The 14,797-nt window shown below is 51.6% G+C and carries 10 protein-coding genes, 6 tRNA genes and 3 rRNA genes; 18 read left to right on the top strand and 1 reads right to left on the bottom strand.

The window, feature by feature from the left end; translation table 11 throughout:
- The first annotated feature begins 54 nt into the window (after nt 1–54).
- From KTJ90_RS18175 to birA, 7 genes are all read left to right on the top strand, one after another.
- Nucleotides 55–1,597: ribosomal RNA gene (locus KTJ90_RS18175) — 16S ribosomal RNA — on the top strand.
- 73 nt (nt 1,598–1,670) lie between these two features.
- Nucleotides 1,671–1,747: transfer RNA gene (locus KTJ90_RS18170), tRNA-Ile, on the top strand.
- Between the two features lie 142 nt (nt 1,748–1,889).
- Nucleotides 1,890–1,965, top strand: a tRNA-Ala gene (locus KTJ90_RS18165).
- Nucleotides 1,966–2,173: 208 nt separating this feature from the next.
- A 23S ribosomal RNA gene (locus KTJ90_RS18160) occupies nt 2,174–5,081 on the top strand.
- Between the two features lie 93 nt (nt 5,082–5,174).
- Nucleotides 5,175–5,290, top strand: a 5S ribosomal RNA gene (rrf, locus tag KTJ90_RS18155).
- The 16S, 23S and 5S rRNA genes sit together here with 2 tRNA genes alongside, the layout of an rRNA operon.
- 150 nt (nt 5,291–5,440) lie before the next feature.
- On the top strand, nt 5,441–6,478 hold the full coding sequence (murB, locus tag KTJ90_RS18150) for a UDP-N-acetylmuramate dehydrogenase (protein ID WP_008927171.1): 1,038 nt from the start codon (nt 5,441–5,443) through the stop codon (nt 6,476–6,478).
- Nucleotides 6,475–7,434, top strand: coding sequence for a bifunctional biotin--[acetyl-CoA-carboxylase] ligase/biotin operon repressor BirA (gene birA, locus KTJ90_RS18145; RefSeq protein WP_008927172.1), 960 nt, complete (start codon nt 6,475–6,477; stop codon nt 7,432–7,434). Before murB ends, birA begins: the two co-directional genes overlap by 4 nt.
- Nucleotides 7,435–7,476: 42 nt before the next feature.
- Here the strand turns inward: birA and coaA are convergent, their stop codons facing one another.
- A complete protein-coding gene (gene coaA, locus KTJ90_RS18140) occupies nt 7,477–8,424 on the bottom strand; it encodes a type I pantothenate kinase (protein WP_033743664.1) in 948 nt (315 codons plus the stop codon).
- Between the two features lie 779 nt (nt 8,425–9,203).
- On the opposite strand from coaA, the gene KTJ90_RS18135 reads away from it, so the two are divergent.
- From KTJ90_RS18135 to rplL, 11 genes are all read left to right on the top strand, one after another.
- Nucleotides 9,204–9,279 (top strand) — tRNA-Thr (locus tag KTJ90_RS18135).
- Between the two features lie 7 nt (nt 9,280–9,286).
- Nucleotides 9,287–9,371 (top strand) — tRNA-Tyr (locus KTJ90_RS18130).
- Between the two features lie 190 nt (nt 9,372–9,561).
- Nucleotides 9,562–9,636: transfer RNA gene (locus KTJ90_RS18125), tRNA-Gly, on the top strand.
- A gap of 5 nt (nt 9,637–9,641) precedes the next feature.
- Nucleotides 9,642–9,717 (top strand) — tRNA-Thr (locus tag KTJ90_RS18120).
- 108 nt (nt 9,718–9,825) lie between these two features.
- On the top strand, nt 9,826–11,010 hold the full coding sequence (gene tuf / locus KTJ90_RS18115; RefSeq protein ID WP_013359730.1) for an elongation factor Tu: 1,185 nt from the start codon (nt 9,826–9,828) through the stop codon (nt 11,008–11,010).
- Between the two features lie 231 nt (nt 11,011–11,241).
- Nucleotides 11,242–11,625 carry a preprotein translocase subunit SecE gene (secE, locus tag KTJ90_RS18110; RefSeq protein WP_008927141.1) on the top strand — a complete coding sequence of 128 codons (384 nt, stop codon included), beginning with the start codon at nt 11,242–11,244 and terminating at the stop codon, nt 11,623–11,625.
- Nucleotide 11,626: 1 nt separating this feature from the next.
- Nucleotides 11,627–12,172, top strand: a complete 546-nt coding sequence (gene nusG, locus KTJ90_RS18105) for a transcription termination/antitermination protein NusG (RefSeq protein ID WP_003848088.1) — start codon at nt 11,627–11,629, stop codon at nt 12,170–12,172.
- A 147-nt stretch (nt 12,173–12,319) separates the two neighbouring features.
- Nucleotides 12,320–12,748 carry a 50S ribosomal protein L11 gene (gene rplK, locus KTJ90_RS18100; protein ID WP_006121495.1) on the top strand — a complete coding sequence of 143 codons (429 nt, stop codon included), beginning with the start codon at nt 12,320–12,322 and terminating at the stop codon, nt 12,746–12,748.
- A 3-nt stretch (nt 12,749–12,751) separates the two neighbouring features.
- Nucleotides 12,752–13,456, top strand: a complete 705-nt coding sequence (rplA, locus tag KTJ90_RS18095; RefSeq protein ID WP_003848092.1) for a 50S ribosomal protein L1 — start codon at nt 12,752–12,754, stop codon at nt 13,454–13,456.
- Nucleotides 13,457–13,821: 365 nt separating this feature from the next.
- Nucleotides 13,822–14,319 (top strand): 50S ribosomal protein L10, encoded by a 498-nt coding sequence (gene rplJ, locus KTJ90_RS18090; RefSeq protein ID WP_003848098.1) that lies wholly within the window; start codon nt 13,822–13,824, stop codon nt 14,317–14,319.
- 65 nt (nt 14,320–14,384) lie between these two features.
- The gene (rplL, locus tag KTJ90_RS18085) at nt 14,385–14,747 is read left to right on the top strand and encodes a 50S ribosomal protein L7/L12 (protein WP_008927142.1); all 363 of its coding nucleotides are present in this window, start codon (nt 14,385–14,387) and stop codon (nt 14,745–14,747) included.
- The last annotated feature ends 50 nt before the right edge of the window (nt 14,748–14,797 follow it).

Here is a 14,797-nt window from a genome sequence, read left to right as displayed (position 1 = left end):
ATTATGACGTTTTACAGATGAGCACCGCTTAACTTGTTTAAGCAAATCAAACTTAAATTGAAGAGTTTGATCATGGCTCAGATTGAACGCTGGCGGCAGGCCTAACACATGCAAGTCGGACGGTAGCACAGAGGAGCTTGCTCCTTGGGTGACGAGTGGCGGACGGGTGAGTAATGTCTGGGGATCTGCCCGATAGAGGGGGATAACCACTGGAAACGGTGGCTAATACCGCATAACGTCGCAAGACCAAAGAGGGGGACCTTCGGGCCTCTCACTATCGGATGAACCCAGATGGGATTAGCTAGTAGGCGGGGTAATGGCCCACCTAGGCGACGATCCCTAGCTGGTCTGAGAGGATGACCAGCCACACTGGAACTGAGACACGGTCCAGACTCCTACGGGAGGCAGCAGTGGGGAATATTGCACAATGGGCGCAAGCCTGATGCAGCCATGCCGCGTGTATGAAGAAGGCCTTCGGGTTGTAAAGTACTTTCAGCGGGGAGGAAGGCGATGTGGTTAATAACCGCATCGATTGACGTTACCCGCAGAAGAAGCACCGGCTAACTCCGTGCCAGCAGCCGCGGTAATACGGAGGGTGCAAGCGTTAATCGGAATTACTGGGCGTAAAGCGCACGCAGGCGGTCTGTTAAGTCAGATGTGAAATCCCCGGGCTTAACCTGGGAACTGCATTTGAAACTGGCAGGCTTGAGTCTTGTAGAGGGGGGTAGAATTCCAGGTGTAGCGGTGAAATGCGTAGAGATCTGGAGGAATACCGGTGGCGAAGGCGGCCCCCTGGACAAAGACTGACGCTCAGGTGCGAAAGCGTGGGGAGCAAACAGGATTAGATACCCTGGTAGTCCACGCCGTAAACGATGTCGACTTGGAGGTTGTTCCCTTGAGGAGTGGCTTCCGGAGCTAACGCGTTAAGTCGACCGCCTGGGGAGTACGGCCGCAAGGTTAAAACTCAAATGAATTGACGGGGGCCCGCACAAGCGGTGGAGCATGTGGTTTAATTCGATGCAACGCGAAGAACCTTACCTACTCTTGACATCCAGAGAACTTTCCAGAGATGGATTGGTGCCTTCGGGAACTCTGAGACAGGTGCTGCATGGCTGTCGTCAGCTCGTGTTGTGAAATGTTGGGTTAAGTCCCGCAACGAGCGCAACCCTTATCCTTTGTTGCCAGCGCGTGATGGCGGGAACTCAAAGGAGACTGCCGGTGATAAACCGGAGGAAGGTGGGGATGACGTCAAGTCATCATGGCCCTTACGAGTAGGGCTACACACGTGCTACAATGGCGCATACAAAGAGAAGCGACCTCGCGAGAGCAAGCGGACCTCACAAAGTGCGTCGTAGTCCGGATCGGAGTCTGCAACTCGACTCCGTGAAGTCGGAATCGCTAGTAATCGTGGATCAGAATGCCACGGTGAATACGTTCCCGGGCCTTGTACACACCGCCCGTCACACCATGGGAGTGGGTTGCAAAAGAAGTAGGTAGCTTAACCTTCGGGAGGGCGCTTACCACTTTGTGATTCATGACTGGGGTGAAGTCGTAACAAGGTAACCGTAGGGGAACCTGCGGTTGGATCACCTCCTTACCTGAAGATACCTTCCCGCGCAGTGTCCACACAGATTGTCTGATAAAAAGTAACGAGCAGAAAAAACCTCTACAGGCTTGTAGCTCAGGTGGTTAGAGCGCACCCCTGATAAGGGTGAGGTCGGTGGTTCAAGTCCACTCAGGCCTACCAAATTCGCACTCACGCTGCGTTATGTCTCCGGCTTGCATAGTTCACTATGCTTCGCGGAAACATGCCTTGCCTGAGCACGAATTGCATTTCTCACGAAGTGTACTCGGTTGAGTGGTAGTAGTGGTCTCTGCAGTAACTGTATGGGGCTATAGCTCAGCTGGGAGAGCGCCTGCCTTGCACGCAGGAGGTCAGCGGTTCGATCCCGCTTAGCTCCACCATACCGTTTTAACTGTTTTTTCTGAATACTTCAGAGCGTACCGGCAACGGTGTGCTGCGAAGTATTATGCTCTTTAACAATCCGGAACAAGCTGAAAATTGAAACGACGTGTCGTTTTCATTCTCCGTAATAAGAATGAAAAGCGCGACACGTTCGAGTCTCTCAAATGCTTGCAGCTCGCAGCGTTGTAAAACGCCTGTGGGTTGTGAGGTTAAGCGACTAAGCGTACACGGTGGATGCCCAGGCAGTCAGAGGCGATGAAGGACGTGCTAATCTGCGTAAAGCGACGGTAAGGTGATATGAACCGCTACAGCCGTCGATGTCCGAATGGGGAAACCCGGTGCACTCTGTGCATCATTGCAGCATGAATACATAGTGCTGCAAGGCGAACCGGGGGAACTGAAACATCTAAGTACCCCGAGGAAAAGAAATCAACCGAGATTCCCCCAGTAGCGGCGAGCGAACGGGGAGCAGCCCAGAGCCTGAATCAGCATGTGTGTTAGTGGAAGCGTCTGGAAAGTCGCAGGGTACAGGGTGATACTCCCGTACACAAAAGCGCATATGCTGTGAGCTCGATGAGTAAGGCGGGACACGTGGTATCCTGTCTGAATATGGGGGGACCATCCTCCAAGGCTAAATACTCCTGACTGACCGATAGTGAACCAGTACCGTGAGGGAAAGGCGAAAAGAACCCCGGCGAGGGGAGTGAAACAGAACCTGAAACCGTGTACGTACAAGCAGTGGGAGCCTTCTTTATGGGGGTGACTGCGTACCTTTTGTATAATGGGTCAGCGACTTATATTCTGTAGCAAGGTTAACCGTATAGGGGAGCCGCAGGGAAACCGAGTCTTAACTGGGCGTTAAGTTGCAGGGTATAGACCCGAAACCCGGTGATCTAGCCATGGGCAGGTTGAAGGTTGGGTAACACTAACTGGAGGACCGAACCGACTAATGTTGAAAAATTAGCGGATGACCTGTGGCTGGGGGTGAAAGGCCAATCAAACCGGGAGATAGCTGGTTCTCCCCGAAAGCTATTTAGGTAGCGCCTCGTGAACTCATCTCCGGGGGTAGAGCACTGTTTCGGCTAGGGGGCCATCCCGGCTTACCAACCCGATGCAAACTGCGAATACCGGAGAATGTTATCACGGGAGACACACGGCGGGTGCTAACGTCCGTCGTGAAGAGGGAAACAACCCAGACCGCCAGCTAAGGTCCCAAAGTCATGGTTAAGTGGGAAACGATGTGGGAAGGCACAGACAGCCAGGATGTTGGCTTAGAAGCAGCCATCATTTAAAGAAAGCGTAATAGCTCACTGGTCGAGTCGGCCTGCGCGGAAGATGTAACGGGGCTAAACCATGCACCGAAGCTGCGGCAGCGACACTATGTGTTGTTGGGTAGGGGAGCGTTCTGTAAGCCGTCGAAGGTGTGCTGTGAGGCATGCTGGAGGTATCAGAAGTGCGAATGCTGACATAAGTAACGATAAAGCGGGTGAAAAGCCCGCTCGCCGGAAGACCAAGGGTTCCTGTTCAACGTTAATCGGAGCAGGGTGAGTCGACCCCTAAGGCGAGGCCGAAAGGCGTAGTCGATGGGAAACAGGTTAATATTCCTGTACTCGGTGTTACTGCGAAGGGGGGACGGAGAAGGCTATATCAGCCGGGCGACGGTTGTCCCGGTTTAAGCGTGTAGGCGGAGGGTCCAGGTAAATCCGGTCCCTTATCAACGCTGAGGCGTGACGACGAGGCACTACGGTGCTGAAGTGATAAATGCCCAGCTTCCAGGAAAAGCCTCTAAGCATCAGGTAACACAGAATCGTACCCCAAACCGACACAGGTGGTCAGGTAGAGAATACCAAGGCGCTTGAGAGAACTCGGGTGAAGGAACTAGGCAAAATGGTGCCGTAACTTCGGGAGAAGGCACGCTGGCGCGTAGGTGGAGGGACTTGCTCCCCGAGCCGAAGCCAGTCGAAGATACCAGCTGGCTGCAACTGTTTATTAAAAACACAGCACTGTGCAAACACGAAAGTGGACGTATACGGTGTGACGCCTGCCCGGTGCCGGAAGGTTAATTGATGGGGTTATCCGTAAGGAGAAGCTCTTGATCGAAGCCCCGGTAAACGGCGGCCGTAACTATAACGGTCCTAAGGTAGCGAAATTCCTTGTCGGGTAAGTTCCGACCTGCACGAATGGCGTAATGATGGCCAGGCTGTCTCCACCCGAGACTCAGTGAAATTGAACTCGCTGTGAAGATGCAGTGTACCCGCGGCAAGACGGAAAGACCCCGTGAACCTTTACTACAGCTTGACACTGAACATTGAGCCTTGATGTGTAGGATAGGTGGGAGGCTTTGAAGCGCGGACGCCAGTTCGCGTGGAGCCAACCTTGAAATACCACCCTTTAATGTTTGATGTTCTAACGTAGGCCCGTGATCCGGGCTGCGGACAGTGTCTGGTGGGTAGTTTGACTGGGGCGGTCTCCTCCTAAAGAGTAACGGAGGAGCACGAAGGTCAGCTAATCACGGTCGGACATCGTGAGGTTAGTGCAATGGCATAAGCTGGCTTGACTGCGAGAGTGACGGCTCGAGCAGGTGCGAAAGCAGGTCATAGTGATCCGGTGGTTCTGAATGGAAGGGCCATCGCTCAACGGATAAAAGGTACTCCGGGGATAACAGGCTGATACCGCCCAAGAGTTCATATCGACGGCGGTGTTTGGCACCTCGATGTCGGCTCATCACATCCTGGGGCTGAAGTAGGTCCCAAGGGTACGGCTGTTCGCCGTTTAAAGTGGTACGCGAGCTGGGTTTAGAACGTCGTGAGACAGTTCGGTCCCTATCTGCCGTGGGCGCTGGAGAATTGAGGGGGGTTGCTCCTAGTACGAGAGGACCGGAGTGAACGCACCACTGGTGTTCGGGTTGTCATGCCAATGGCATTGCCCGGTAGCTAAGTGCGGAAAAGATAAGTGCTGAAAGCATCTAAGCACGAAACTTGCCCCGAGATGAGTTCTCCCTGACTCCTTGAGAGTCCTGAAGGGACGTTGAAGACTACGACGTTGATAGGCCGGGTGTGTAAGCGCAGCGATGCGTTGAGCTAACCGGTACTAATGACCCGTGAGGCTTAACCTTACAACGCCAGAGGCGTTTTTGAGAGACACGATTTTCAGCCTGTACCGGATATATCTGCGCGGCCTTAAGGGGCGGCGCGGAGAACAGAATCTGCCTGGCGGCTTTAGCGCGGTGGTCCCACCTGACCCCATGCCGAACTCAGAAGTGAAACGCCGTAGCGCCGATGGTAGTGTGGGGTCTCCCCATGCGAGAGTAGGGAACTGCCAGGCATTAAATAAGTGAAGAAGCCCCGCACGAAAGTGCGGGGCTTTTTTACGTCTGCAGATCGTGAAAAACCTCATCATAATCCCCGAAAACAGCCTGAGAACCCCTCCCTGATACGGTAAACTACGCCCAGATAACTCAGTAAAGGTCGTCAAATGTCCAGCCAGCATCCTTCCTTAAAAGCCGACAATACGCTTGGGCTTGAAGTACATACACAGAAACGCATCGTTGCTGAGACGCCAGCTGCCATTCTGGCTGCATGGCAGGCCAGCCAGCGTGATCAGACCCCTTTCATGGTGCTTGGTGAAGGCAGCAATGTCCTCTTTCTGGATGATTTCGCTGGTACTGTGGTACTTAACCGCATTAAAGGCATCAACATTCAGGATGAGTATGAGTACTGGAAGTTGCATGTCGGAGCAGGTGAGAACTGGCATCAGCTGGTTAAGAGCACACTGGAAAAAGGGATCACTGGCCTGGAGAATCTGGCATTAATCCCTGGAATGACGGGTTCTGCACCGATTCAGAACATTGGTGCCTATGGTGTGGAATTAAAAGATGTCTGCGAATATGTGGATGTGCTTAACCTGGACAGTGGTGAGACAGAGCGTCTCGATCGTGAAGCCTGTGAATTTGGCTATCGTGACAGCATTTTCAAGCATCGCTATCAGAGAGGTTATGTCATCGTCGCGGTCGGGATAATCCTGCCTAAACAATGGCAGCCCGTATTGACCTACGGTGATCTGAAGACTCTGAATCCGGTAACGGCTAGCGCCTGGGATGTTTATCACGCGGTGTGCCAGATGCGGCAGAGCAAATTACCGGATCCAAAAGTGACCGGGAATGTAGGCAGCTTCTTCAAAAATCCGGTCGTTACCGAGGCGCAGTGCAGCGCCTTGCTGGCGCATTTTCCAGCTATGCCACACTATCTGATGCCGAATGGTGAAACCAAGCTGGCAGCCGGATGGCTTATCGATCAGTGTCAGTTGAAAGGTTATCGTATCGGCGGTGCCGCCGTTCATCAGCAACAGGCTCTGGTGCTGATTAATGCTGATAATGCCACACCTGACGATATCGTTGCGCTGGCAAAAACCGTGCGTGCGAAGGTGGGTGAAAAGTTTGATGTCTGGCTGGAGCCTGAGGTGCGGTTTATTCAGGCACAGGGCGAGTGCAATGCTGTCGGGGTAATCGCATGAAAGACAACAGTATCCCGCTAAAGCTGGTCGATATTTTATCTGACGGTGAGTTTCATTCTGGCGAACAGCTGGGTGAAACACTGGGCATGAGTCGCGCAGCCATTAACAAGCATATCCAGACCTTAAAAAGCTGGGGACTTGACGTTTATACCGTGACAGGGAAGGGCTACAGTCTCTCTGCCCCGATGCAGCTGTTGGATGAGCAGGCAATTGTCGCTCAGGTTAAGCAGGGCAATATCTCTGTTATCCCGGTGATTGACTCCACAAATCAGTATCTGCTGGAGCGCATGCATGAGATGGAGTCGGGTGCTGCCTGTATCGCTGAGTATCAGCAGGCTGGTCGTGGCCGTCGTGGGCGTCAATGGTTCTCTCCCTTTGGCGCTAATCTCTACATGTCTATGTACTGGCGTCTGGAGCAGGGACCCGCTGCGGCGATGGGTCTTAGTCTTGTGATTGGTATTATCATTGCTGAGACATTACGTTCATTAGGGGCTGATGATGTTCGCGTCAAATGGCCCAATGATATTTACCTTAACGATCGCAAACTGGCAGGTATTCTGGTCGAACTGACCGGTAAAACGGGTGATGCCGCGCATATCGTCATGGGGGCCGGGATTAACCTTGCTATGCGTACAGCCGATGCATCGCAGATTAATCAGGGCTGGATTAACCTGCAGGAAGCCGGTGTATCCGTTAACCGCAATGAGCTGGCCGCCCATCTGATAAATAATCTGCGCGAAGCCCTGCCGTTGTTTGAGCAGGAAGGGTTAACGCCCTTTGTTACACGCTGGATGGTGCTGGATAACTTTATTCACCGGCCTGTTAAATTGCTCATTGGTGAACGTGAAGTGCATGGTATTGCGCGGGGCATTGACAGTCAGGGTGGCCTGTTACTTGAGCAGGATGGCGAAATAAAAGCCTGGGTGGGCGGAGAAATATCTCTACGTCCTCTCTGATCAAAAAAGCCTGCACTAATGCAGGCTTTTTTACTGGAGCGGTTATTTACGCAAGCGAACCCTGTCGACCGCATGATTGCCACTTTTAGTCATGATCAGGCTGGCCCGTTCGCGTGTTGGCAGGATATTTTCCCGCAGGTTTAGCCAGTTAATCTCTTTCCATAAATTGCCCGCTATCTCTACTGCTTCCGCTTCTGAGAGCTGGGCATAATGGTGGAAGTAAGAGTCCGGGTCGGTAAATGCACCCTGGCGGAATTTGAGGAATCGATTGATATACCAGCTTTGCAGCAGCTCTTCCTCAGCGTCGACATAGATAGAAAAATCAACGAAGTCTGAAACAAAGACATGATGTGGGTCATGGGGATAGTCCATGCCACTCTGCAATACATTCAGACCTTCCAGAATAAGGATATCAGGCTGCTGAACCACTTTATCGCCATCAGGGATGACATCATAAATCAGATGCGAATAGACCGGTGCTGTGACCTGACTGGCGCCTGATTTCAAATCGGAGACGAAATTGACCAGCCGGTGCATATCATAAGATTGCGGAAACCCTTTTTTCTTCATTAATCCGCGCTCTTTCAGCACGGCATTGGGATGAAGAAAGCCATCCGTCGTGATCAATTCTACTTTACGATGTTCAGGCCAGCGGCTGAGCAACGCCTGTAATACACGCGCAGTTGTGCTTTTACCGACGGCTACGCTGCCCGCAATACTGATGATATAGGGGATTTTCTGGCCATTGGTGCCGAGAAATTGCTCCAGTACAGCCTGCCGACGAACATTAGAGCTGATATAGAAATTAAGCAGACGCGAAAGTGGCAGATAAATTTCTGCTACCTCCTCCAGCGAGAGATCCTCGTTGATGCCCTCCAGCTGCGCGATCTCTTCCTCTGACAGTGTCATAGGAACGGAATCACGTAATGCAGCCCACTGCTCACGAGTGAACTCTAAATAAGGCGTTGTCAGGGGGGTCGTTTTATCCATAAGCATGCATCTGACCGCAAATTCATCGCTATCAACCGCGTGTCATCCGATAAGCAGGAGAGCACAGGTGAAATAAATCACGAATCGCTGGTTTATCAGTGAGAACAATGGGCTGGAGGGTATCACCAGTATGGCTTTTAACAGAAGTAAAAAGATAAACGTGATCACGCTTTCGTCGGCATACCCACAAAACATCATAATAACGCTAATTCTGACAGCTGTATCACTACGTATAGTGCTACACGGGCCATCAAAGCTTATGTGCGGCTTTTATCTGCCTTAAATAGCAGTCAGACGCCCTGTATGACCCAATAGAGCTGTAACGGCGTACAGAGAGGCTAAAAGCACATACATTCAATATGCAGCGTATATTTCCCGACTGAAGAATAAAGAGCTGCGAGACACTGGAACCGTTTTTTACCGTTATCGTCGTACCAGCGAGAGAGATATGCAGGACAAAAACGTCTCCCTGTTCTGCAGATATCTTAAGTGCACGAAAAATAACGCCGATAAGGGTTAAAAAAGCATCACTCAGAACAGGCTGCGCAAAATAAAAAGGCGATGGGCGGAATATTTTACCTTAAAAAGAGCATGCCAGAGCAGCAGGGGACGATAGCGAGGCAGGGTGGGCGGTGTAAAAACAGGACCAGATCGCACAAATATTCTGCACAAAAACGCCAGAATGCGATGATTTGCACAAATAGTAAGCGATAGAACAAAATTAGTGATTTTTTAGTTGCATCGAAGGCCCGACCTTCCTAGAATGCGCTCCACTTGATGCCGGCTTAGCTCAGTTGGTAGAGCAACTGACTTGTAATCAGTAGGTCACCAGTTCGATTCCGGTAGCCGGCACCATCAAGTAGGTGGGATTCCCGAGCGGCCAAAGGGAGCAGACTGTAAATCTGCCGTCACAGACTTCGAAGGTTCGAATCCTTCTCCCACCACCATCTCAGCCTCACGGTTGAGTACAGGTAAACAACCTGTTTATCTGTCAGGTGAGTCACTTATCACCCTGAATTCAGACTGAGCGTTAGCGAAGTCAACGTCGGTCAGCTTCGCTGGCAGACAGTAGATAGCAGAGAAACATTCACTGTTATCTGCAAGCTACAGAAAGAACAGGTAGCCGAGTTCCAGGATGCGGGCATCGTATAATGGCTATTACCTCAGCCTTCCAAGCTGATGATGCGGGTTCGATTCCCGCTGCCCGCTCCAGATGTGCTGATATGGCTCAGTTGGTAGAGCGCACCCTTGGTAAGGGTGAGGTCCCCAGTTCGACTCTGGGTATCAGCACCACTTCCTTTAATCTCCCTCCTGATTTTCTCTGTAACTTCCTTGCAGTCAGGCAATGCCTGGTTAATGTGATGATATCATTGATATATCCGTGTCTTAGAGGGACTAGCGATGGCTAAAGAGCAATTTCAACGTAACAAACTGCACGTAAACGTGGGCACCATCGGTCACGTTGACCACGGTAAAACCACCCTGACTGCAGCTATCACTACCGTACTGGCTAAAACCAACGGCGGCCAGGCTCGTGCATTCGATCAGATCGACAGCACACCTGAAGAAAAAGCCCGCGGTATCACCATCAACACCGCTCACGTTGAGTATGAGACTGCTGCACGTCACTACGCTCACGTTGACTGCCCAGGCCACGCCGACTATGTGAAAAACATGATCACCGGTGCTGCGCAGATGGACGGCGCGATCCTGGTTGTTGCTGCGACTGATGGCCCAATGCCACAAACCCGTGAGCACATCCTGCTGGGTCGTCAGGTTGGCGTTCCTTACATCATCGTGTTCCTGAACAAGTGTGACATGGTTGATGATGAAGAGCTGCTGGAGCTGGTAGAGATGGAAGTACGTGACCTGCTGTCACAGTACGACTTCCCAGGCGACGACACCCCAATCGTTCGTGGTTCTGCTCTGAAAGCGCTGGAAGGCGTTCCTGAGTGGGAAGCGAAAATCATCGAACTGGCTGAACACCTGGACAACTACATCCCGGATCCAGTCCGTGCGATCGACATGCCGTTCCTGCTGCCAATCGAAGACGTATTCTCAATCTCTGGCCGTGGTACTGTTGTTACCGGTCGTGTTGAGCGCGGCATCGTTAAAGTCGGCGACGAAGTTGAAATCGTGGGTATCAAAGATACTGCGAAATCAACCTGTACCGGTGTTGAGATGTTCCGTAAGCTGCTGGACCAGGGTCAGGCAGGCGAAAACTGTGGTGTTCTGCTGCGCGGTATCAAGCGTGAAGACATCCAGCGTGGCCAGGTTCTGGCTAAGCCAGGCTCAATCAAGCCACACACCCAGTTCGAGTCAGAAGTTTACGTTCTGTCTAAAGACGAAGGTGGTCGCCATACTCCGTTCTTCAAAGGCTATCGTCCACAGTTCTACTTCCGTACAACTGACGTAACCGGCTCAGTAGAGCTGCCAGAAGGCGTTGAAATGGTCATGCCAGGCGACAACATCAAAATGGTTGTTACCCTGATCCACCCAATCGCAATGGACGAAGGTCTGCGCTTCGCAATCCGCGAAGGTGGCCGTACCGTTGGCGCGGGTGTTGTTGCTAAAGTTATCGCATAATTACCGATAACGTTTGACGCAATGCACACGGAAAGGGCATCATTTGATGCCCTTTTTGCACGCTGTTTCATAGAACCTGGCTCATCAGTGATTTTTTGAATCATAATCATTGCTGAGACAGGCTCTGTTATGCGGCGTTGGATACCGAGTTACGCCTCAAAAGCTCATTCGGTTTGGACGCCTCGCACTGCGGGGCAGAATAGTTTCTGAATTATTGTGGCAGGTTGGTTTATGAGTGCGAATACCGAAGCTCAAGGGAGCGGGCGTGGCCTGGAAGCGGTAAAGTGGGTAGTAGTTGTATTACTGCTGCTTGCAGCGATTGTAGGTAACTACCTCTATCGTGATGTGTCACTGCCACTGCGTGCATTAGCCGTAGTTGTACTGATTGCAGCGGCTGGCGGCATTGCGCTTTTAACGACCAAAGGCAAAGCGACCGTGGCTTTTGCTCGTGAAGCAAGAACAGAAATGCGTAAGGTTATCTGGCCAACCCGCCAGGAAACGCTGCACACCACGTTAATCGTTGCCGCGGTTACTGCCGTGATGTCACTGATTTTGTGGGGGCTGGATGGTATTCTGGTCCGTCTGGTATCGTTTATCACTGGCCTGAGGTTCTGAGATGTCTGAAGCTCCAAAGAAACGCTGGTACGTCGTACAGGCGTTTTCCGGTTTTGAAGGCCGCGTAGCCCAATCGCTGCGCGAGCATATCAAATTGCACAACATGGAAGAGCTGTTTGGCGACGTCATGGTTCCGACTGAAGAAGTCGTTGAAATCCGTGGTGGCCAGCGTCGTAAGAGCGAGCGCAAGTTTTTCCCGGGATACGTACTGGTTCAGATGGTCATGAATGACGCCAGCTGGCACTTAGTACGCAGCGTCCCGCGCGTGATGGGTTTCATCGGCGGTACCTCTGACCGTCCGGCGCCTATCAGCGATAAAGAAGTTGATGCGATCATGAACCGTCTGCAGCAGGTCGGCGACAAGCCTCGTCCGAAAACGCTGTTTGAGCCGGGTGAAATGGTTCGCGTTAATGACGGTCCATTTGCTGACTTTAACGGTGTGGTTGAAGATGTGGATTACGAGAAGAGCCGCCTGACGGTTTCCGTATCTATCTTTGGTCGTGCAACACCGGTTGAGCTGGACTTTGGTCAGGTGGAGAAAGGTTAACCTCTTTCCGCTCACAAATTAGCTGTTGCAGCAGGCGCGAAATTTAACTACAATTTCGCGCCTTTTGTTTTTATGCGCTGGCAACAGCGTGTAAATCGTTATCACGGGGAGCCTTTACAGGCGCTATAACCCAATTGAGGAAATATCATGGCTAAGAAAGTCCAAGCCTACGTCAAGCTGCAGGTTGCAGCTGGTATGGCGAACCCAAGTCCACCGGTTGGTCCAGCACTGGGTCAGCAGGGCGTTAACATCATGGAATTCTGTAAAGCGTTCAACGCTAAGACCGAATCTCTGGAAAAAGGTCTGCCGACTCCTGTTGTTATCACCGTATACAGCGACCGTTCTTTTACCTTCATTACCAAAACGCCTCCGGCTGCCGTACTGCTGAAAAAAGCAGCGGGCATCAAGTCTGGTTCTGGTAAGCCGAACAAAGATAAAGTCGGTAAAGTGACTCGTGCTCAGGTACGTGAAATCGCAGAAACCAAAGCTGCGGACATGACTGGTTCTGACGTTGAAGCGATGACTCGCTCAATCGAAGGTACTGCTCGTTCCATGGGCCTGGTAGTAGAGGACTAAGAAATGGCTAAGCTGACCAAGCGCATGACCGTAATTCGCGACAAAGTTGACGCGACCAAGCAGTATGACATTGCTGAAGCTGTTGCTCTGCTGAAAGAACTGGCTACTGCCAAGTTCGTTGAAAGCGTTGACGTTGCTGTCAACCTCGGCATTGATGCACGTAAATCTGATCAGAACGTGCGCGGCGCGACCGTTCTGCCACACGGTACTGGTCGTTCAGTACGTGTTGCTGTCTTCACCCAGGGCGCAAACGCTGAAGCTGCTAAAGCAGCAGGCGCTGAGCTGGTAGGCATGGAAGACCTGGCTGATCAGATCAAGAAAGGCGAAATGAATTTTGACGTTGTTATTGCTTCTCCGGATGCAATGCGCGTTGTTGGCCAGTTAGGCCAGATTCTGGGCCCACGCGGCCTGATGCCAAACCCGAAAGTCGGTACTGTAACCCCTAACGTTGCTGAAGCAGTTAAGAATGCTAAAGCGGGTCAGGTTCGTTATCGTAACGACAAAAACGGCATCATCCACACTACCATCGGTAAAGTGGACTTTGACGCTGACAAACTGAAAGAAAACCTGGAATCTCTGCTGGTCGCGCTGAAAAAAGCAAAACCATCTCAGGCGAAAGGCGTGTACATCAAGAAAGTCAGCCTTTCAACCACCATGGGCGCCGGCGTTGCCGTTGACCAGGCTGGTCTGAACGCAACAGCAAACTAATTGCTGCTTGAAACGGGCGAAAAATTCACCTAGAATCTTACGCCCGTTGTTCTGTTATTAGCAGAACAGGACATCAGAGAGTCGGAACTGACTGTTGCGTTTATCGCCTTTCCTTCTGACTCTGCTGTGTCACACAGAATTTAGGTTGGAGCCAGGCCTTATCCTGGCCTCCGTCCAAGACCGCAGGCGCTGTTTATCTCCGGATATTCCGCTTAATACCCTGCGTAGACGGTGACAGAACCAAAAGAATTTTTTCTTAGCTGGATTCTGCTCACCGTGTTCGAGCGCTTACCACCCTCCGGGGTGGCTAAGTGAAGTGAGTTCCGGGGAAATCCTTTCCCGGTCAAATCCAGGAGCAAAAGCTAATGGCATTAAATCTTCAAGACAAACAAGCGATTGTTGCTGAAGTCAGCGAAGTAGCCAAAGGTGCGCTTTCAGCGGTTGTTGCGGATTCCCGTGGCGTTACCGTTGATAAAATGACCGAACTGCGTAAAGCAGGCCGTGAAGCTGGCGTTTACATGCGTGTTGTTCGTAACACCCTGCTGCGCCGCGTCGTTGAAGGAACTCAGTTTGAGTGCCTGAAAGACACGTTTGTTGGTCCGACCCTGATTGCATATTCTATGGAACACCCGGGCGCTGCTGCTCGTCTGTTCAAAGATTTCGCGAAAGCGAATGCAAAATTTGAGGTCAAAGCTGCAGCCTTTGAAGGTGAGCTGATCACGGCGGCCAATATTGACCGTCTGGCAACTCTGCCGACCTACGAAGAAGCACTGGCACGTCTGATGTCGACCATGAAAGAAGCCGCTGCCGGCAAACTGGTCCGCACTCTGGCTGCTGTACGCGATGCAAAAGAAGCGGCTTAAGGCCATATTCTTTTCTTCGTACTTGCTTACGTATAAACTTTTTCTGATTCTTAGGAACAATTGTCATGTCTATCACTAAAGACCAAATTCTGGAAGCTGTTGCAGCGATGTCCGTAATGGAAGTTGTTGAGCTGGTTTCTGCAATGGAAGAAAAATTCGGCGTTTCTGCTGCTGCTGCTGTAGCTGTTGCTGCTGGCCCGGCTGAAGCTGTTGAAGAAAAAACTGAATTCGACGTAGTCCTGAAAGCTGTTGGCCCGAACAAGGTAGCAGTAATCAAAGCCGTACGTACTGCAACTGGTCTGGGCCTGAAAGAAGCCAAAGACCTGGTTGAAGCAACTGGCGTGATCAAAGAAGCAATCAGCAAAGACGACGCAGCTGCACTTGAAGCTGCTCTGAAAGAAGCTGGCGCTGAAGTTGAAGTTAAGTAAGACAACCTTCGGGTTGCAGTCTGAGTAGTTTCAGACTGATGGCTGGTGAC

Origin of the sequence: Pantoea jilinensis (assembly GCF_019104105.1) — a bacterium.
Classification (GTDB): domain Bacteria; phylum Pseudomonadota; class Gammaproteobacteria; order Enterobacterales; family Enterobacteriaceae; genus Pantoea; species Pantoea eucalypti.
Note: the sequence above shows the minus strand (reverse complement) of the source record. Positions and strands in the feature narration are given on the sequence as shown.